The organism is Pseudorhizobium flavum (assembly GCF_044142885.1).
GTDB lineage: Bacteria > Pseudomonadota > Alphaproteobacteria > Rhizobiales > Rhizobiaceae > Neorhizobium > Neorhizobium flavum.
The window spans coordinates 196,536-215,760 of record NZ_JBIOKZ010000005.1 but is presented as its reverse complement, the minus strand read 5'-3'; the positions used below and the strand labels follow the sequence as shown (position 1 = coordinate 215,760).

16 protein-coding genes are annotated in these 19,225 nt (G+C 63.1%); 8 read left to right on the top strand and 8 right to left on the bottom strand.

What is annotated here, in order from left to right; all coding sequences use genetic code 11:
• Nucleotides 1–8: 8 nt before the first annotated feature.
• A complete protein-coding gene (gene uvrC, locus ACEPP2_RS12170) occupies nt 9–2,036 on the bottom strand; it encodes an excinuclease ABC subunit UvrC (protein WP_395516753.1) in 2,028 nt (675 codons plus the stop codon).
• Between the two features lie 420 nt (nt 2,037–2,456).
• Between uvrC and ACEPP2_RS12165 the strand changes: the two genes are divergently transcribed.
• Complete coding sequence (locus ACEPP2_RS12165; RefSeq protein ID WP_281977598.1) at nt 2,457–3,098, top strand: outer membrane protein; 642 nt, start codon at nt 2,457–2,459, stop codon at nt 3,096–3,098.
• A gap of 54 nt (nt 3,099–3,152) precedes the next feature.
• On the opposite strand, the gene ACEPP2_RS12160 is transcribed toward ACEPP2_RS12165, so the two are convergent.
• Together ACEPP2_RS12160 and ACEPP2_RS12155 are read right to left on the bottom strand one after the other, a co-directional pair.
• Entirely contained in the window at nt 3,153–3,752 is a 600-nt protein-coding gene (locus ACEPP2_RS12160; RefSeq protein ID WP_395516752.1) for a glutathione S-transferase, read from the bottom strand.
• Nucleotides 3,753–3,778: 26 nt separating this feature from the next.
• Nucleotides 3,779–4,426: a ribonuclease T2 family protein gene (locus ACEPP2_RS12155; RefSeq protein ID WP_395516751.1), complete on the bottom strand. Its 648-nt coding sequence runs from the start codon at nt 4,424–4,426 to the stop codon at nt 3,779–3,781.
• 91 nt (nt 4,427–4,517) lie between these two features.
• Between ACEPP2_RS12155 and ACEPP2_RS12150 the strand changes: the two genes are divergently transcribed.
• Nucleotides 4,518–5,459, top strand: coding sequence for a lysylphosphatidylglycerol synthase domain-containing protein (locus tag ACEPP2_RS12150; protein WP_281977595.1), 942 nt, complete (start codon nt 4,518–4,520; stop codon nt 5,457–5,459).
• On the opposite strand, the gene ACEPP2_RS12145 is transcribed toward ACEPP2_RS12150, so the two are convergent.
• On the bottom strand, nt 5,456–6,322 hold the full coding sequence (locus ACEPP2_RS12145; protein WP_395516750.1) for a 23S rRNA (adenine(2030)-N(6))-methyltransferase RlmJ: 867 nt from the start codon (nt 6,320–6,322) through the stop codon (nt 5,456–5,458). The genes ACEPP2_RS12150 and ACEPP2_RS12145 overlap by 4 nt on opposite strands.
• A gap of 83 nt (nt 6,323–6,405) precedes the next feature.
• Here ACEPP2_RS12145 and ACEPP2_RS12140 point away from each other — a divergent pair, with 83 nt between their 5' ends.
• Nucleotides 6,406–8,544, top strand: coding sequence for a molybdopterin-containing oxidoreductase family protein (locus ACEPP2_RS12140; protein WP_395516749.1), 2,139 nt, complete (start codon nt 6,406–6,408; stop codon nt 8,542–8,544).
• Nucleotides 8,541–9,131, top strand: coding sequence for an NUDIX domain-containing protein (locus ACEPP2_RS12135; RefSeq protein ID WP_077547088.1), 591 nt, complete (start codon nt 8,541–8,543; stop codon nt 9,129–9,131). The genes ACEPP2_RS12140 and ACEPP2_RS12135 overlap by 4 nt, the downstream gene beginning before the upstream one ends.
• 14 nt (nt 9,132–9,145) lie before the next feature.
• Here ACEPP2_RS12135 and purN read toward each other — a convergent pair whose 3' ends face one another.
• The gene (gene purN, locus ACEPP2_RS12130; RefSeq protein ID WP_077547089.1) at nt 9,146–9,823 is read right to left on the bottom strand and encodes a phosphoribosylglycinamide formyltransferase; all 678 of its coding nucleotides are present in this window, start codon (nt 9,821–9,823) and stop codon (nt 9,146–9,148) included.
• On the bottom strand, nt 9,820–10,893 hold the full coding sequence (gene purM / locus ACEPP2_RS12125; RefSeq protein ID WP_395516748.1) for a phosphoribosylformylglycinamidine cyclo-ligase: 1,074 nt from the start codon (nt 10,891–10,893) through the stop codon (nt 9,820–9,822). The genes purN and purM overlap by 4 nt, the downstream gene beginning before the upstream one ends.
• 173 nt (nt 10,894–11,066) lie before the next feature.
• Between purM and ACEPP2_RS12120 the strand changes: the two genes are divergently transcribed.
• The 4 genes from ACEPP2_RS12120 to ppx are packed head-to-tail and all read left to right on the top strand — an operon-like array spanning nt 11,067 to nt 16,688.
• Nucleotides 11,067–12,206, top strand: a complete 1,140-nt coding sequence (locus tag ACEPP2_RS12120; RefSeq protein ID WP_077547091.1) for an AI-2E family transporter — start codon at nt 11,067–11,069, stop codon at nt 12,204–12,206.
• On the top strand, nt 12,199–12,906 hold the full coding sequence (hdaA, locus tag ACEPP2_RS12115) for a DnaA regulatory inactivator HdaA (protein ID WP_077547092.1): 708 nt from the start codon (nt 12,199–12,201) through the stop codon (nt 12,904–12,906). The genes ACEPP2_RS12120 and hdaA overlap by 8 nt, the downstream gene beginning before the upstream one ends.
• A 60-nt stretch (nt 12,907–12,966) precedes the next feature.
• Nucleotides 12,967–15,153, top strand: coding sequence for an RNA degradosome polyphosphate kinase (locus ACEPP2_RS12110; RefSeq protein ID WP_395516747.1), 2,187 nt, complete (start codon nt 12,967–12,969; stop codon nt 15,151–15,153).
• A 17-nt stretch (nt 15,154–15,170) separates the two neighbouring features.
• Complete coding sequence (gene ppx / locus ACEPP2_RS12105) at nt 15,171–16,688, top strand: exopolyphosphatase (protein ID WP_395516746.1); 1,518 nt, start codon at nt 15,171–15,173, stop codon at nt 16,686–16,688.
• A gap of 374 nt (nt 16,689–17,062) precedes the next feature.
• Here the strand turns inward: ppx and ACEPP2_RS12100 are convergent, their stop codons facing one another.
• Together ACEPP2_RS12100 and rnd are read right to left on the bottom strand one after the other, a co-directional pair.
• Nucleotides 17,063–18,067 carry a DUF2891 domain-containing protein gene (locus ACEPP2_RS12100; protein WP_142586955.1) on the bottom strand — a complete coding sequence of 335 codons (1,005 nt, stop codon included), beginning with the start codon at nt 18,065–18,067 and terminating at the stop codon, nt 17,063–17,065.
• Between the two features lie 3 nt (nt 18,068–18,070).
• Nucleotides 18,071–19,216: a ribonuclease D gene (gene rnd, locus ACEPP2_RS12095; RefSeq protein ID WP_395516745.1), complete on the bottom strand. Its 1,146-nt coding sequence runs from the start codon at nt 19,214–19,216 to the stop codon at nt 18,071–18,073.
• Nucleotides 19,217–19,225 lie beyond the last annotated feature (9 nt).

Genomic DNA, 19,225 nt, shown 5'->3' with positions numbered 1-19,225 from the left:
TCGCGACATCAGCCCGGCTGCTTCTCATGGAAGTGGTGATAGACCATTCGCGCGACCGTTTCGGAAATGCCTTCCACCGCCATCAGGTCGTGGAGGCCGGCACGGGAAACAGCCTTTGCCGTGCCGAAGTGCTGGAGCAGCTTGCGCTTGCGGCCTGGACCGATCCCCGCGATCTCGTCGAGTGGGTTCTTGACCATCTCCTTCTTCCGCCTCGCTCGGTGGGAACCGATGGCGAAGCGGTGTGCTTCGTCCCGCATGCGCTGCACGAAGTAGAGCACCGGATCGCGCGGCGGCAGCGAAAAATCACTGCGCCCCTCGGCGAAGAAGCGTTCGCGCCCGGCGTCGCGATCGACGCCCTTGGCGACACCGATTGCGGTTACCACGTCGCGGATGCCTAGCTCGTCGAGGATCGCCCGCACCGCCGTCATCTGCCCCTGGCCGCCGTCGATCAGGATCACGTCTGGCCATGCGGGGAAGGGGGCGTCCGCGTCTTCCGTACCGGCCGCTGAGCGATCCGGAATGCCTTCCTCCTTGATAAGCCGCGAGAACCGGCGCGTCATCACCTCGCGCATCATGCCGAAGTCGTCGCCGGGGGTGATCTCCGTCGATTTGATGTTGAACTTGCGGTACTGGTTCTTCACGAAGCCTTCGGCCCCCGCCACCACCATGCCGCCGACGGCATTGGTGCCCATGATGTGCGAGTTGTCGTAGATCTCGATGCGGCGCGGGACGTAGGAAAGGCCGAAGGTCTCCGCGAAACCCTTCAATAGCCGCGCCTGCGAAGAGGTTTCTGCCAGCTTGCGCCCATGGGCCTCTCGGGCGTTGCCGAGTACATGCTCGACCAGATCCCGCTTCTCACCGCGCTGCGGCACCGAAATGGTCACTCGCTGGCCGGCCTTTTCGCAGAAGGCGAGCGCGAGCAGTTCCTGCTCCTCGACCGTCTCGGAGAGCAGGATATGCCTTGGCACCGGCTTGTCGTCATAGAACTGCGCCAGGAACGCATTCAGCACTTCGGCGCCCGACATCTGCGGGTCGGCCTTCGGGAAATAGGCCCGGTTGCCCCAGTTCTGGCCGGTGCGGAAGAAGAACACCTGGATGCAAGTAAGCCCGCCTTCGTGATGTATGGCGAAGACATCCGCCTCGTCGACTCCGGAAGGATTGATCCCCTGGTGGCTCTGCACGTGGGAGAGAGCGGCGAGCCGGTCACGGTAGATCGCGGCACGTTCGAAGTCGAGATCCTTCGACGCCTCCTGCATCTGCCGTGCGATTGCGGCCTTCACATTCTGGCTCTTGCCGGAAAGGAATTCCTTCGCCTCCCGGACCAGTCCCGCATAGTCCTCATCGCTGATCTCGTGGGTGCAGGGACCGGAGCAGCGCTTGATCTGGTAGAGGAGGCAAGGCCGTGTCCGGGTCTCGAAGACACTGTCGGTACAGGTCCTGAGAAGAAAGGCACGCTGCAGGGAGTTGATCGTCCGGCCCACCGCGCTCGCCGAGGCGAAGGGGCCGAAATAGTCACCCTTGCGGGCTCGCGCGCCGCGGTGCTTGAAGATCGCCGGTGCCCGGTGGTCCCCGGTGATCATGATATAGGGAAACGATTTGTCGTCGCGCAGAAGCACGTTGAACCGTGGGCGCAACCGCTTGATAAGGTTCGCCTCCAGCAGAAGCGCCTCGGTCTCGGTGCGCGTCGTGACGAACTCCATGTGGGTCGTCTCGCGCACCATGCGCGACAGCCGATTTGAATGGACGCGACCCTGCGCGTAATTGCCGACGCGCTTCTTGAGGCTGCGCGCCTTGCCGACATACATCACGTCGCCGGCCTCGTTGAACATGCGGTAGACGCCGGGCGCATTCGGCAGGTGCTTGACGAATTCGGCGATCAGATCGGCGCCCTTCAGGCCGCTCTCGTTCTTCCAGCCCTCGCTCCAGTCGACACCGAGTGCCCGCTCGACCTGCGGCTCGGCAGCGGCGACGTCGTCCTCGTCATCTTCGGTTTCATCATAAAGGACGCCACCATCCGGCAGCTTGGCTGAACTCATCCCATCCTCTTCGTCCGCTGGCCTGCATTGCCGTGGCGCGACGGCATGCAGCCCGGACCTCGAATCGCGACCTGGTGAATGCCTAGAGGTAGTGCTTCAGGGCCGACAATAAAAGGCGACGATCCGGAACGATGATTCTCGCCCGAAGAATTGCTTGCGATTATATGAACGATAGCGCGCACGGAACGAAGAGAAGGGCGTTCTTTGACGTCTCGGCTCGGGTTGTGAAATCATGGTTAAAAAACAGTATGTTGCCGCGATGCAACATCACTGTTTTGCCGTTCCGGGGCCACAATCAATTCACAGTTCGGCTCTTTCTTGTCCGCATTTCCCAAACATCTTCGCCTCCAGCGGGCCGGGAGCAAGTCCTGCGGCATTCTCGTCGCGACACATTCCGGCGCAGCAAAAAGGAGAGTTTTTATGCGTATTCTGATCGCAACCCTGATGGCTTCGGCTGCAACCCTCGCAGGCTTCTCGGCCGCCAATGCGGCCGATGCCGTCGACCAGATTCCGGAAGCCCCGATCGCCTATGAGCAGCCGGCTCCCGTAAAGGACTGGAGCGGCGCTTATATCGGTGCCTACGGCGCCTATGACTGGGGTCGCTTCGATGGTGATCGCGAAGGTGCGTTCGGTGGCGGCGTCTTCGGCGGCTACAACATGCAGAGCGGCCAGATCGTCTACGGTGTCGAGGCTGATGCCGGTTACAACGGCGAGGAAGCGGATGCCGCTCCGGGCGTTGAAGGCAAGGCCGGCTGGAACGGTTCTGTCCGTGCCCGCGTCGGTTATGACCTCAACCCGTTCCTTCTCTACGGTACGGCCGGTGTAGCGCTGCAGGACAACAAGCTCACCGACACGACCACCGGTGAATCCGACAACAAGACCGCAGTCGGCTACACCGTCGGAGCCGGCGTCGAGGCGCTGGTGACGGACAACATCACCACCCGGGTCGAGTATCGCTACACCGACTTCGGCAGCGATACCTATGATCTGGGTGGCGGCACCTCCGTTTCCAGCGGTTACGACGACCACAGCGTCAAGGTCGGTATCGGCGTCAAGTTCTGATCGCTTCTACTTTGAAGAAGGGTGCCGGCGGCCGTGGCTGCCGGCATTTTCGTCTCAGGCGCTGGTCTTCAGCACATCGAAGTCCGGAAATCGCTGCTGGAAGGCCGCGGGCCAGGCGGCGAGTTCAGGCCGCCCCTCCCGCCAGTTCTTCTCGGCAAACCGCAGGTCGAGATAGCTCAGCAGCGCGGCGAGCGCGAAATGGCCACCGTTGAGCTTCCTGCCTGTCTTGGGCAGGTGCGCATCGAGGAAATCCAGCCCCCGGCTGACCTTGCCCCACTGCTTGTCGATCCAGGGCTGGTGGACGAGTTCCTCTGGCCTGCTGCGACGCTCGTTCATAATGGCGAGTAGGCTGTCCATCATTCCGTCGCAGAGCGACTCCAGCACGTCAGCATTGGCCCGCTTCGGGTCCTTTCGGGGATAGAGCTTCCCGCCCGACAGGCGGTCGAGATAGTGCATGATCGCGACACTGTCGTAGATCGGCGGGCCATCCTTGCGCAGCAGGGTAGGGATCTTGCCCAGCGGATTGCTGTCCAGCAGTTCCGGCGGCGCCGCCGAGGTCTCCACCTTCACGGCATCAAGTTCGATCCCGAGATGCCGGGCGGCCATCCGCACTTTTGCCGCGTAAGGGGAGGCTGGAGAATAAAGAAGCTTCATGGCGCGGTCCTTGCTGTCTTGAACGATTATTCGGCGGGGGGCAGTTCGACCCGATCGAGGCGGCAGCCGCCACGGTCAACCTCTGCACAATCACGGAAACGAAAATCCTTTGTCAGGCAGATGCGGATCTCCTTCAGACGCTGCCCCTCGCAACGGATGGCGATCCCGCTCGTCGACATGCCGGGATTGGCCGCCACGAAAATCCGCTCGATTTCCGCTGCCGGCATTGTCAGGCGTGCTTCACCGTCGGAAAGCTTCGGGGGGATTCGAATGCGCTCGAATGCTTGCCGGGTTGCATCGAAATAGCCGCGCTGCGTCAGCCCGCTGCAACTGCCATGCTTGCGCCACTGGTGACCGATCAGCCCCATCGACGGCATGATATCAAAGACGATCTTTCCGACAGAGCGCGGCACGCGCTGCGGGCCCTGGCTTCGGCAGTATTCGGGATAGCCGCGTTCATGCTGCGGCCATAGTCCGTGGACGACGAAACGGAATTCCTCATCACCGCTGCATTGCGGGGAACGGCTCGGGCCTTTCTGGGTTGCGCAATAGGTCGGCGACCAGGAAAGCGACAGGACATAGAAGTCGAAGCCCTGGGATTTCGCCAGACCCGCGGATGAAAGCAGCAGGAGGATGGCAATTGGTAGCATTCGGGCGCGAAAAGGTTGATCCATCACACCATTCCCTTCAAAGTGCCCGAGTCAGCGTCTGCCCTGCGTGCGCTGGGACCATTCGAAGGAGAGAAAGAGAAGAACGGCAAGCTGGATGACCTTGAAAAAATACCTCTGGCCTGTCGTCGGCGCGGCGACGATAGCCGTTTGTGGCTGGCTTCTCTACAAGGAATTGCGTGGGCTTTCACTGGACGACGTATGGGATAGCTTGACGGCGATCTCACCCACTCACTGGGTGCTCGCGGGGCTCTCGACGCTCGTCGCCTATGCGGCGCTCGCGGGCTATGACCGGATTGCGCTTATGCATCTCGGCCGGTCCGTGAACCTGTGGTTCATCACGGTCACCTCCTTCACCACCTATGCGCTCTCACACAATGTCGGCGCCTCCGTGATTTCGGGCGGGGTCGTCCGCTACCGCGCCTACTCGTCCAAAGGATTGAGCGGACGCGAAATCGGCGGACTCATCGCCATATGCTCGTTCACCTTTGCTCTTGGTACCGTACTTCTGGCGGGAATCGTCCTCGTCCTGAAGCCGCACATCACCGAACGTTTTGGTGACGGGTTTCCCATCCATGCGTCTTCCGCCACCGGCTACGTCATTCTCGGCCTCGTAGCGCTGTACGCCGCCGTCAGTTTCCTTCGGCCACGCCCGATCAGGATAGGCTCGACCCAGCTCACCTATCCAACCCCCAAGGTGGTGCTTTCGCAGTTGACCATTGGCCCGCTGGAATTGCTAGGGGCTGCCGGCATCATCTATTTTGCCCTTCCGGAAGCGGGAAATCCTGGCTTCGTCGTCGTGCTCGGCATCTTCCTCGCATCCTTCTCGGCAGCCTTGATCTCGCATGCGCCGGGTGGGCTCGGCGTATTGGAGCTCGTCTTCGTCATGGGACTTCCGGACATGGACCCGGCCGATGTGATCGCGGCTCTTCTCGTCTTCCGGCTGTTCTACCTGCTGATCCCCTTTGCCATGGCGCTCGGGGTGATTTTCGTCTTCGAGAGGACGCAGTTCCGCGCCGGGCGGAGCGCCGAACCCTAGCGTTCTTCGGGCTGCGTCTCTCCGCGGAGCCAGAAGGCGCGCTGCGATGCGAATCGATCCTGGGCCAGCACCTGTTTGAGCACCGGCAGCAGCGCGTGCAACTCGTCCTTCAGCGTGAAGGGCGGGTTGACGATGATGAGGCCCGAACCCGTCAGCCCAGTGGTCTCCCGGTCGCTGCGTACCGAGAGCTCCGCGCACAGCATCTTCGGGATGTCGAGATCCTGCAGTGCCTGGTGAAAATCCTTGATAGGTGCGCCCTTCTTCAGAGGATACCACAGGCAATAGGTGCCGCCGGGGAAGCGGCGATAGGCACCCGCCAGCCCCTTGACCAGTCGTTCGTACTCGTCGGGCTCCTCGAAGGGTGGGTCGACGAGGATGATCCCGCGCTTCTCCTTCGGCGGCAGATGGGCGCCCAAAGCCAGCCAGCCGTCCAGTTCCGTCACGCGGACCTGGTAATCGCCCTCGAAGAGCCGCGCCAAGCGGTTGTGATCGTCGGGATGGAGTTCCATCGCGGACAGCCGGTCCTGCGGCCTGAACAGTATGCGGGCAAGCTTCGGCGATCCGGGATAGAGCCTGACGCCGCCGTCGGGATTGAGGTCTCGCACCGCCGACAGGTAGGGCGAGAGAAGTTCCGCGACTTGCGGCGGAAGCTCGGCCAACATCAGCCGGCCGATCCCCTCTCGCCATTCGCCCGTCTTCTGGGCCTCCTCGGAAGAGAGGTCGTAGAGGCCGATGCCTGCATGCGTGTCGAGCACGCGGAAGGCCTTGTCCTTCTTCTGCATGTAGAGAACGAGGCGCGCCAGCACCGCATGCTTCAGCACGTCGGCGAAGTTGCCTGCGTGGTAAATGTGCCGATAGTTCATGACCGCTTCTGCCCCGGATGAATTAATTTGATAGGCCGCAAATCGCGCTTTTTGCGGCATTGTGCATGGCATATAGAAAAGCCATGAACCTTGCGACCCCGATCACGGCGAAAGCCGCTTCCAACGTCACGCGCGTCGGCCACACTGTCTGCCCGCATGACTGTCCGTCCGCCTGCGCGCTCGATGTCGATCTCACGGCCGAAGGCAGGATCGGCCGCGTCCGTGGTTCGGCCGAAAACACTTATACTGCCGGCGTGATCTGCGCCAAGGTCGCCCGCTATAGCGAGCGCATCTACCACCCGAAACGCCTGCTGACGCCGAAGCGCCGGCTGGGTGCGAAGGGCGAGGGCGCCTGGCAGGAGATCTCCTGGGACGCCGCGCTGGATGAGATCGCCAATGCCTTCGTCAAGGCGGAGGCGCAGCACGGCTCCGAGGCTGTCTGGCCCTATTTCTACGCCGGTACCATGGGTCAGGTGCAGCGCGATTCCATCGAGCGCCTGCGCCACGCCAAGAAGTATTCCGGTTTCTTCGGCTCCATCTGCACCAACATGGCGTGGACCGGCTATGTCATGGGTACCGGTGCGCTGCGCGGGCCCGATCCGCGCGAGATGGCCAAGTCCGACTGCGTCGTCATCTGGGGGACGAATGCTGTCTCCACCCAGGTCAACGTGATGACCCATGCGGTGCGTGCGCGAAAGGAGCGCGGCGCCCCGATCGTCGTCATCGACATCTACGACAATCCGACGATGAAGCAGGCCGATATGGGCCTGATCCTGAAGCCCGGCACCGACGCCGCACTTGCCTGTGCCGTCATGCATGTCGCCTTCCGAGACGGATACGCCGATCGCGAGTACATGGCGAAGTTTGCGGATGACCCGGCCGGGCTGGAGGAGCATCTGCGGACCCGGACGCCGGAGTGGGCATCTGCGATCACGGGGCTGACGGTGGAGGAGATCGAAGCCTTCGCCCGCCTCGTCGGCACCACGAAGAAGACCTTCTTCCGCCTCGGCTACGGCTTCGGGCGCCAGCGCAACGGCACTGTCTCCATGCACGCGGCGCTGTCGATCGCGACGGTCCTCGGCTCCTGGCAGCACGAAGGCGGCGGCGCCTTCCACAACAATGGCGACATCTTCCGCCTGAACAAGTCGGAACTGATGGGCACGGCTTACGCCGATCCCGATATCCGCATGCTCGACCAATCGCAGATCGGCCGCGTGCTGACGGGGGATGCCGATGCGCTGCGCCATCGCGGGCCGGTGACGGCGCTGCTGATCCAGAACACCAATCCGGTTAACGTTGCGCCGGAGCAGCGTCGCGTGAAGCAGGGCTTCGCGCGCGATGACCTGTTCGTCGCCGTCCACGAGCACTTCCTGACCGAGACGGCCGAGATGGCCGACGTCGTCCTGCCGGCAACGATGTTCCTGGAGCATGACGACCTCTATCGCGCCGGCGGCCAGAACCACATCCTGCTTGGCCCGAAGCTGGTCAAGCCGCCGGAGACGGTGCGCACCAACCTCTTCGTCATCGAGGAACTGGCCAAGCGTCTTGACGTCTTGCATTTCCCGGGCTTCGGTCTCTCGGAACGCGAGCACATCGACCGCATGCTCGCCGCCAGCGGCTGGCCCGGCTACGACAGCCTGGCGCTGCAGCGCTGGATCGATGCGCAGCCGGATTTCGAGACGGCGCATTATCTCAACGGCTTCGGCTATCCCGACGGGAAATTCCGCTTCAGCCCCGACTGGGCGAACGGCCCGTCGCCCAATCGTCCGCCGAAAAGCCTCGGACCCATGGGTCCAATGGCGGCCCTGCCGAAGTTCCCGGACTACGTTCCGGTGATAGAGGAAGCCGATGCCGAGCATCCGTTCCGCCTGGCGACGTCTCCCGCCAGGAACTTCCTCAATTCGACCTTCGCCGAAACGCCGACCTCCGCCCAGAAGGAAGGCCGGCCGGAAGTGATGATAGAACCATCCGACGCGCTTCGCCTTGGCATCATCGATGGCGACATCGTCCGCCTCGGGAACACGCGCGGCGAGATCCGCCTGCATGCGCGCATCGTGCCTGGCGCCAAACCAGGCGTGCTGATCGCCGAGGGTCTCTGGCCCAACAAGGCGCATCTCGACGGGGAGGGGATCAACGTCCTCACCGGCGCTGATGCCGTCGCTCCCTATGGGGGGGCGGCTTTTCATGACAATCGCGTCTGGCTGCGCAAGGATATCGCATGAGTAAACTGGAGAATGCCAAGGTCGAGATCGTCGAAGACAAGACGCTCTCGGACGACTGGTACCACCTGCGCAAGGTGACCTTCGACTACACGAACTCCCGTGGCGAAGTTCACCGTCTCTCGCGCGAATGCTATGACCGCGGCCACGGCGCAACGATCCTTCTCTATGATCCGCAGCGGCAGGTCGTCGTTCTCGTCAAGCAGTTCCGGATGCCCGCCTATGTGACCGGCCATTCCGGTTGGGTGATCGAGACTCCGGCCGGTCTTCTGGACGGCGACCATCCGGAGGAGGCGATCCGCCGCGAAGCGGTCGAGGAAACCGGCTACGAGGTACGCGAGGTCCGTTTCCTCTTCGAGTGCTTCATGTCGCCCGGTGCGGTCACCGAGCGCATTCACTTCTTCTACGCACCCATCGACCTCAGCCACCAGGTGCACGACGGTGGTGGCCTAGACGAGGAGCACGAGGACATCGAGGTTCTTGAAATCCCGCTCGACAATGCCTTGGCCATGATCGGCACCGGCGAGATCTGCGACGGCAAGACGATCATGCTCCTGCAGTGGGCGGCACTGAACCGGGAAAGACTGTAGGCGTCCCCGAACCCTCAGAGCCCGCCGGAGATCAGCGTCTGTTCCGCAAGCGCCGTGGCAGCGCCCGGCGTCGTCACAGCGCGCCCATCCTCCATCCGCACCTTGCCCTCCGCCACCAGCTTCAGCGCCAGCGGATAGAGTTGATGCTCTACCGTCAGGATGCGCGTGGCGAGCGTCTCGGCCGTATCCTGCGCCAGCACCGGAACCGCCGCCTGTGCGACGATCGGCCCCTCGTCCATGCCTTCGGTCACGAAGTGAACGGTGCAGCCGGCGATCTTCATGCCCGCGTCAATGGCGCGCTGGTGGGTGTGTAGGCCGGGAAAAAGCGGCAGCAGGGAAGGGTGGATATTGAGGATATTCCCTTCGTGCCGGCGGATGAAGTCGGCGGAGAGGAGCCGCATGTAGCCGGCAAGGCAGATGATGTCCGGACCGATCTCGTCGAGCGCGGCGAGGATTGCCTCTTCATGCTCAGCCTTACTCGCGAACGCCTTCCTCTCGAAGACCTTCGTCGGGATGCCAAGCGCCTCGGCCTTCGCCAGGCCGCCGGCCGAAGCCTTGTCGGAGATGACGCAGGTGATCTCTGCCGGCCATTCCGGCGCCGCGCAGGCCTTCGCCAGCGTCAGCATGTTTGAGCCGCCGCCGGAGATGAAGACGACGACGCGTTTTCGGCTGTGGCTCTCGACCGAGGTCATAGGGCAAGCGTGCCCTGGTAGATGACACCAGGCCCACCTTCCGAACGCGACACCATCCGGCCGAGCGGCACCACGACCTCGCCCTCTGCGGACAGGACGTCGGTAACCGCCTGGGCATTCTCGGCGGCAACCACGGCGATCATGCCGATGCCGCAGTTGAAGGTTCGCAGCATTTCCTTCGCCTCCACGCCGCCCGTTTTTGCGAGCCAGGAGAAGACGGGCGTCACAGGGATTGAGTCGAGATCGACTTCCGCTGCAAGGTTGGCCGGCAGCACGCGCGGAATGTTTTCGGGGAAGCCGCCGCCGGTAATGTGCGCCAGTGCTTTGATCGCGCCCGTCTCCCGGATTGCCCTGAGCAGTGGCTTGACATAGATGCGCGTCGGCGTCAGCAGCGCCTCTCCCAGGCTCTTGCCATCCGCGAAGGGTGCAGCGTCATCCCAGCCGAGTTTTGAGACTGACACGATCTTGCGCACCAGCGAGAAGCCGTTGGAGTGAACGCCGGAGGAGGTGAGCCCGAGGATGAGGTCTCCTTCGGCGATATCGCCGACCGGCAACAACTGGCCACGCTCGGCCGCACCGACGGCAAATCCGGCCAGGTCGTAGTCGCCGCCGGCATACATGCCGGGCATTTCCGCCGTCTCGCCGCCGATCAGCGCGCACCCTGCCTGCCGGCAACCTTCCGCAATGCCTTGCACGATCGCAGCACCCTGGTCCGGATCGAGTTTGCCGGTGGCAAAATAGTCGAGGAAGAAAAGCGGCTCGGCACCCTGAACGACGAGATCGTTGACGCACATGGCGACGAGGTCGATCCCGACAGTGTCGTGGTGGTCGGCATCGATGGCGATCTTGAGCTTGGTTCCGACACCGTCATTGGCGGCGACCAGAACGGGGTCGATGAAGCCGGCGGCACGCAGATCGAACAGGCCACCGAAGCCGCCGATCTCGCCGTCTGCGCCGGGCCGGCGGGTCGAACGGACGGCCGGCTTGATCTTCTCGACCATCAGGTTTCCGGCATCGATATCGACCCCGGCATCGCTATAGGTGAGGCCGTTCCTGCCTGTCTCGCTCATCGCCTGTCTCCGCTCGCTAAGCTTCGAGGGCCATTGCACGGGTTGCGGGCTTATGCAAGCACTTCGCCAGCGTTGGCAGGGGATAGCGGGTAAGGGAGGTCGATGGACTTGACCGTCGACGCGGCGCCAGCCTATCCGTGTTGGACTGCGGCCAACCACCGGGGAAGACGGCGATGCCCTACCACATCAGCGGAGCGAGCCTGCGCCGTCACATCCTCTTCTGGTTGGCGGCGCTGATCGTTTTCATTGTCTTCCTGTGGGCGTTTCGCTCGATCCTGCTGCCTTTCGTGGCCGGCATGGCGCTCGCCTATTTTCTCGACCCAGTGGCAGACTGGCTGGAGCGGCGCGGCTTGAGCCGGATGATGGCAAGCGTCGTGATCCTTATCTGCTTCGTCCTTGTCTTCGTTCTGTCGCTGATGATCATCATTCCCGTGATCGTCAGCCAGTTGAACGAATTCGCCGCGGCACTTCCGGGCTATGTCACCCGCCTGCAGGAGCTGATCGCCACCCCCGACGCCTTCCTGCCGGACTGGCTGAGCACGCAGATCGAAACGGCCAAGCAGAACTTCTCCAACGTGATGTCGGAAGGGGCGGGCTTCATTACCGGCCTGCTCCGCCAGATTTGGGCTTCGGGCAAGACGTTGCTCGACGTCGTCTCGCTGCTGGTCGTCACGCCGGTCGTTGCCTTCTATATCCTGCTCGACTGGGACAAGATGATTGCCAGGGTCGACAGCTGGGTTCCAAGAGATCAGGTTGTCACGGTCCGTCGGCTCGCGCTCGACATGGACAATGCCATCGCCGGCTTCGTTCGCGGGCAGGGCTCCATCTGCCTCATCCTCGGGGCCTTCTATGCCATCGGCCTGTCGCTGATCGGGCTCAATTTCGGACTGCTCATAGGCTTTGCGGCAGGGCTGATCAGTTTCATCCCCTATATCGGCTCCTTCGTCGGGCTGCTTCTTTCCGTGGGGGTGGCGCTTGTTCAATTCTGGCCCGATTTCACCTGGATCATAGCGACGGCAGCCGTTTTCTTCGCGGGCCAGTTCATCGAGGGCAACATCCTGCAGCCGAAGCTGATGGGCTCGCGGATCGGCGTCCACCCTGTGTGGCTTATGTTCGCCTTGTTTGCGTTCGGCCTCATCTTCGGCTTTGTCGGCCTCCTGATTGCCGTACCCGCCGCCGCCGTGGTCGGCGTGCTTGTCCGCTTTGCGCTGTCGCGGTATCTTGAGAGCGACCTCTACTATGGCCGAAAGGCCGCGCTTCCTTGGCAGGAGCCGCCGCAGGTACTGGAGCATTCCCGGGACAGCAATGATTGATCCGACCGAGAAAGACCGGCGCCGCCATGAGCAGCTGCCGCTTTCCTTCCCCTATGATGCCGCCACCGGGCGGGACGACCTGCTGGTCTCCGAGCGCCTGAGCGCGGCCGTCTCAATCATCGATGCCTGGCCCAACTGGCCGTCGCCCATCGTCATTCTGGCGGGACCGGTCGGTTCCGGCAAGTCGCACCTTGCCGCCATCTGGCGGGAAAAGAGTGGTGCGACACCCATTCATCCGCAGGCGGGTTCTGGATCCTCGGCCGCCGCCGCCCAAGGCTCGGTTCTCTTCGAGGATGCCGAACGGCAGGGCTTCGATGACACGGAACTCTTCCATGTCATCAACAGCGTGCGCGAGAACGGCCACAGCCTGCTCATTACCTCGCGCCTCTGGCCCATGTCCTGGCCCGTGGCGCTTCCCGACCTGCGTTCGCGCCTCAAGGCGGCAACGGTGGTGGAAATCGGTGAGCCGGACGAGGAACTGCTCGCGCAGGTAATCGTCAAGCTCTTCGCCGACCGCCAGCTTTACATTGATGACAAGCTTGTCGGCTATATCGTCACCCGGATGGAACGCTCGCTGGCTGCTGCGCAGACGATCGTCGATCGGCTCGACCGCCTGGCACTCGGTCGCGGCACGCGGATCACGCGGCAACTTGCGGCGGAAGTGCTGAACGAGGTCGGAAATACCGTCGAGGATGATTGACTGTCATAGTTCCGTCGCCAAACTGTAATATCGGCCGTAGAATAACTTGGGGGCGATGGAATGGACGTGACGACGGAACCGCATGGGCAGGAAGGGATGGCACCTGTCACCGAGGATCTGCTCCAGAATCCCGATCGCTTCATCAACCGCGAATTCTCCTGGCTGCAGTTCAATCGCCGCGTTCTCGAAGAGACGCTGAACACCGCCCATCCTTTGCTGGAGCGGGTGCGTTTCCTATCCATCTCGGCCGCCAACCTGGACGAATTCTTCATGGTCCGCGTGGCCGGCCTCGAGGGCCAGGTGCGTCAGGGTATCGTCATCCGCAGCCCGGACGGCAAGACGCCGGCCGAACAGCTGGACGCCATCCTGCAGGAGATCGACAACCTGCAGATGGAACAGCAGGCCTCGCTCGCCGTCCTGCAGCAGTACCTCGCTCGCGAGGACATCCTGATTGTTCGGCCGGCCGCACTCTCCGGCGACGACCGCGCCTGGCTGGCCAATGCCTTCGATGACGAACTCTTCCCGGTGCTGACGCCGCTGTCCATCGACCCTGCCCATCCGTTCCCGTTCATTCCGAACCTCGGTTTCTCGATCGCGCTGCAGCTTGAAAGCCTGCACGGCCGCGAGCCGATGACGGGGCTGCTCCGCCTTCCTCCGACGCTCGACCGCTTCATCCGCCTGCCCGACGAGGGAGCGGCCATCCGCTACATCACCCTCGAAGACGTCGTCGGGATGTTTACGAACCGCCTCTTCCCCGGCTACGTGGTGAAGGGCGCGGGTACGTTCCGCATCATCCGCGACAGCGATATCGAGGTGGAGGAAGAGGCCGAGGATCTCGTTCGCTTCTTCGAGACGGCCCTGAAGCGCCGCCGCCGCGGCAAGGTCATCCGGATCGAGACGGATTCGGAAATGCCGCCTGAACTGCGCCAATTCGTGGTGCAGGAGCTTGGCGTGCCGGACAACCGTATTGCGGTTCTTCCGGGGCTGTTGGCCCTCAATACGCTTTCGGAAATCACCAAGGCCCCGCGGGAAGACCTGCGCTTCGAGCCGTTCAATCCGCGCTTCCCCGAGCGCGTGCGCGAACATGCCGGCGACTGCCTGGCAGCGATCCGCGAAAAGGACATGGTCGTCCACCATCCCTATGAGAGCTTCGATGTGGTCGTGCAGTTTCTGCTGCAGGCGGCGCGCGATCCGGATGTGCTTGCCATCAAGCAGACGCTCTACCGCACGTCGAACGACAGCCCGATTGTCCGGGCACTCATCGATGCGGCGGAGGCCGGCAAATCCGTCACCGCACTGGTCGAGCTCAAGGCCCGGTTCGACGAGGAAGCCAACATTCGCTGGGCACGCGACCTGGAGCGCGCCGGCGTCCAGGTTGTCTTCGGCTTCATCGAGCTGAAGACCCATGCCAAGATGTCCATGGTCGTGCGCCGAGAGGACGGCAGGCTCCGGACGTATTGCCACCTGGGCACGGGGAACTACCACCCGGTCACCGCCAAGATCTATACGGACCTTTCCTTCTTCACCTGCAATCCGAAGATTGCCCACGACATGGCGAATGTCTTCAACTTCATCACCGGCTATGGCGAGCCGGAAGACAGCATGAAGTTGGCCGTTTCGCCTTATACGCTGCGCCCGCGCATCCTTCGCCACATCGAGGAGGAGATCGTCCACGCACAGAACGGCGCGCCGGCGGCGATCTGGATGAAGATGAATTCGCTGGTCGATCCGGAGATCATTGACGCGCTCTATAGGGCGAGCGCCGCCGGCGTGGACGTCGACCTCGTCGTTCGCGGCATATGCTGCCTGCGCCCGCAGGTGCCGGGTCTTTCCGACAATATCCGGGTGAAGTCGATCGTCGGTCGCTTCCTGGAGCACAGCCGCATCTTCTGCTTCGGCAACGGCTACGGACTGCCGTCCGACAAGGCGCTCGTCTACATCGGCTCTGCCGACATGATGCCGCGCAATCTCGACCGCCGGGTCGAGACGCTCGTACCGCTCCTGAACCCGACGGTGCACGAGCAGGTGCTCTCGCAGATCATGCTCGGCAACCTGATTGACAACCAGCAGAGCTACGAGATATTGCCCGACGGCACGTCCAGGCGCATCGAAGTGCGTCCGGGCGAGGAACCTTTCAACGCGCAACAGTATTTCATGACCAATCCGAGCCTTTCCGGTCGTGGTGAAGCTCTCAATTCAAGTGCTCCGAAACTGATTGCCGGCCTGATGTCCGGGCGCAGGAACTAAGCCGAGAAAAAGGCCGTATGGTAAGATCTGAAGCGCAGGGCCGGCTGCCGGGCATCGCTCCCGTATCCGTCGTCGACATCGGCTCCAACTCCGTACGCATCGTGATCTACGAGGGTTTGTCGCGCTCGCCCGCGATGCTGTTCAACGAGAAGGTCCTGTGCGGGCTCGGTAAGGGCCTTGCCTCCACCGGTCGCATGGATCCGACGGCAGTCGAGAGAGCACTGGCGGCGCTACGCCGCTTCAGGGCACTTTCCGAGCAGGCCCGCGCCGCGCACATCTATCCCCTTGCGACAGCCGCGGCACGGGAGGCGTCGAACGGTGACAAGTTCATCCGCGATGCGGAGGAAATCCTCGGCTGCAGAATCCAGGTGCTGACGGGCGAGGAAGAGGCCCTCTATTCCGCCTACGGCGTCATCAGCGGCTTCCATGATCCGGATGGAATCGCCGGCGACCTCGGCGGCGGCTCGCTCGAGCTCATCGATATCCGCGGTGAGCAGGTTGGCCGTGGAATCACCCTTCCTCTCGGCGGCCTGCGGCTGTCCGAAACCTCCGGCCAGTCCATCGACAAGGCAAGGTCGATCGCCGCCGAGCAGGTCGCGCGGGCGTCCTTTCTGAAGAAAGGGGAGGGACGGACCTTCTATGCCGTCGGCGGCACCTGGCGAAACATTGCCAAGCTGCACATGGAAATGACGGGATATCCGTTGCACATGATGCAGGGCTACGAGGTCAGCTACGAGGATATGGCCTCCTTCCTCGATACGGTGGTGTCCGGCGACAGCAAACATCCGTCCTGGCAGGCCGTCTCGAAGAACCGCCGCGCCCTGCTGCCTTTCGGCGCCGTCGCCATGCAGGAGGTACTGCGGGTGATGAAGCCTGGCCGCATCCTCTTCTCCGCCCAGGGCGTGCGCGAAGGCTATCTCTATTCGCGGCTCTCGGATGAGGAGAAGGCATCTGATCCTTTGCTGGTCGCCGCCGACCAACTGGCAATCCTGCGCGCCCGCTCGCCCGAACACGCGCGCGAACTCGCGGCATGGACGGGGCGGATGGTCTCGCTCTTCGGCATCGAAGAGACCGAGCAGGAGAGCCGCTACCGACAGGCTGCCTGCCTGCTCGCCGATATCAGCTGGCGCGCCCATCCAGACTATCGTGGGCCGCAGGCACTGAACCTCATTGCCCATTCGTCATTGGTCGGCATCACTCATCCGGGCCGCGCCTATCTTGCGCTTGCCAACTACCACCGGTTCGAAGGGCTGCAGGATGACGGCGCGTCGGAGCCGCTGGCGGCCATTGCCGGCCCCCGCCTGCAGGATCTGGCAAAGCTCCTCGGCGGCATGCTGCGGGTCGTCTACCTCTTCTCCGCCTCCATGCCAGGCATCGTCAATAGCCTGTCCTTCCGACCTTCGTCGTCGCCCGACCTCGACCTCGAGTTCGTGGTCCCGCCCGAGCATGCCAACTTCGCCGGCGAGCGTCTTGACGGCCGCCTGCAGCAACTCGCAAAGCTCACGGGCAAGCGGCTGGCCTTCCGATTCGAATAGGTCCGCGGCGAGGGCAGACCCTCATGATTCCCGGCTCAAGGCGCCACTAGTTCAGTACTCTGCCAAGGGGCGCTAGCCTGCATTGCTGACGAAGACAGCCAGGAGCAGCAGCGCGGATATAGGTGTCGAGGCTCCAATGAGAACAAAGCCCGCTACACTGGCAATCAAGTAGAGAGCCCATAACCATCGGTGAGAGGTTCGCAACCCGATGAAGCCGAGCCCAAGGTTCAGAGCAAAGCCACCAATCGCGATCCAATACATCCCGGACATCGATAGTAGTCCTGCCCGGCGCAACTGGCTGAAGAGTTCAACTCCAGCGGTAGCTGCGAATGCAGCGGCGATTAACCTCAACTCCGTCGGATTTGTCAGAGTAGCTACCCTTCCAGCGCAAGCGTGGCGAAGCTCGCCAGCCAGTGCTCGCCCATGTAGTCGCCGGCGACGTGGGGCAACGCGGCGGCGAGATGTGCCTCGGCAGCCGCAACCATCATCGATCGGCGCGGATCGTCCTCCGGGATCGCCTTGCCCAGCGCTCGCCAACACCAGGCGCGGCTGAGGTTGAGGCCGTCAAGATGGGCGATTTTGCCGTCCGACCGGTCGGAGACCCGGGCTGGACTAAACAGCGTCTGCGGTTGTCCGGCCTCGATCTGAGGCAGGAAGCGGTCGAACCAGCCAAGGAAGTCGTCTCGCGGCATCAGCCGGCGCATGCATTCGGCTTCGACCAGGGCGGAGGAGAGGAAGTCGTCGCCGGACGGCTCGCCCCAAGCCGGGCAGTTCTCGTCAGCGCCGTACCACCGCAGTGCCGTCGCGGACAGCAGGCTGAACAGTGCCCCATTCCCCGTTGCCTCCCCATAATCGGCAGCCAGTCGCAGGGCGAATGCGGTGTTGAAATGCGTCCCGACCCTCACCGGATAGGTGGCAATCGGCAAAAAATCCTCGAAGCGCGCGACGAAGGCATCCGCCAGCGGCTGGAGCGTGTCGAACCAGGCGTGATGCGTGTGCAGGGAGAGTTCCGCCGAGAGCTTCAGCAGCCAGCCCCAGCCATAGGGCCTTTCGAAGCCGCGGGCCTCCGGCGCGGCCAGATAGGCGCATTCGCCCTCCACATTGTCCGGCGTCAGTTGTGCGTTGAACAGTGCCCGGATGGCGGGCGCCGCCTCGATCTGCGGGAAGCGCCGCAGGAGATGCGCCAGCATCCAGTAGCCGTGCACGCAGGAATGCCAGTCGAAGCTGCCGTAGAAGATCGGATGCAGCTCTCGCGGCGTGCGCGCATCCTCCGGCCCCGCCAGAACATGCCCCGGCTTGTTGGGATATTCCCGCCGCACGTGACCGAGTGCGATAGCCGTAAAATGCTGGGCGATCTCGGCGGTCATGGCAGGGGACATAGCCTAGAGCTCCACCGCCTCGACCTTCTTGTCCACGAAGCGTAGTGCGACGCCGCCGGAGATCAGCTTCAAGGCCGTGTCGCCGAACAGTTCGCGCCGCCAGCCATGCAGCGCGGCCACGTCGGCGTCTTCGCCCTCTGCGGCGATCTTCTCGAGATCGTCGGTATTGGCGATCACCTTGGCGGCGACACCCTCCTTGTCGGAGATCAGCTTCAGCAGCACCTTGAGAAGCTCAACGGCAGCACCGGTGCCTTCGGGAGAGCGCGTCGGCTTCGGGGCATGCGGCATCTCGGCCTTCGGCAATGCAAGCGCGGCATTGACCGCCTCGATGACCGCGGTTCCCGAGGCGGACCGTTCCCAGCCCTTCGGGATCGTCCTCAGCCGCGAGAGCGCGTCCGTGTCCTTCGGCTGCTGCTGGGCGATTTCGTAGATCGCATCGTCCTTCAGAACCCGCGAGCGCGGGACGTTTCGGCTGCGCGCTTCCCGCTCGCGCCATGCCGCCACGAACTTGACGATCGCGAGCTCGGTTGGCTTGCGGAGCCGCGCCTTCAGCCGCAGCCAGGCATCATCGGGATGGATGTCGTAGGTATTGGCCGATTCCAGGATCGCCATTTCCTCCGTCAGCCAGCCGGCGCGGCCTTCCCGTTCCAACTGAGCCTTCAGCGCGGCATAGACGTCGCGCAGATGCGTCACGTCCGCCAATGCATATTCCAGCTGCTTCTCGGAAAGCGGCCGCCGACTCCAGTCGGTGAAGCGCGAGGTCTTGTCGATATGGGCGCCGGTGGTGCGCTGCACGAGCTGGTCATAGGAGACACTGTCACCGAAGCCGCAGACCATGGCCGCGACCTGCGTGTCGAAGATCGGATGCGGCACGAGATTGCCAAGGTGGTGGATAATCTCGATATCCTGGCGCGCTGCATGAAAGACCTTGACCACCTTACTATTGGCCATCAGCTCGAAGAATGGCTTGAGGTCTAGGCCCTTCGCCAGCGGATCGACGAGAACCTCCGTCGTCGGGCTCGCCATCTGGATCAGGCAGAGCTGCGGCCAGAAGGTGGTCTCGCGCAGGAACTCGGTATCGATGGTGATGAAGTCCGATTGGGCGAGCTTGGCGCAGGCGTCTTCGAGGGCAGCAGTCGTTTCGATCATCAGGTCCGG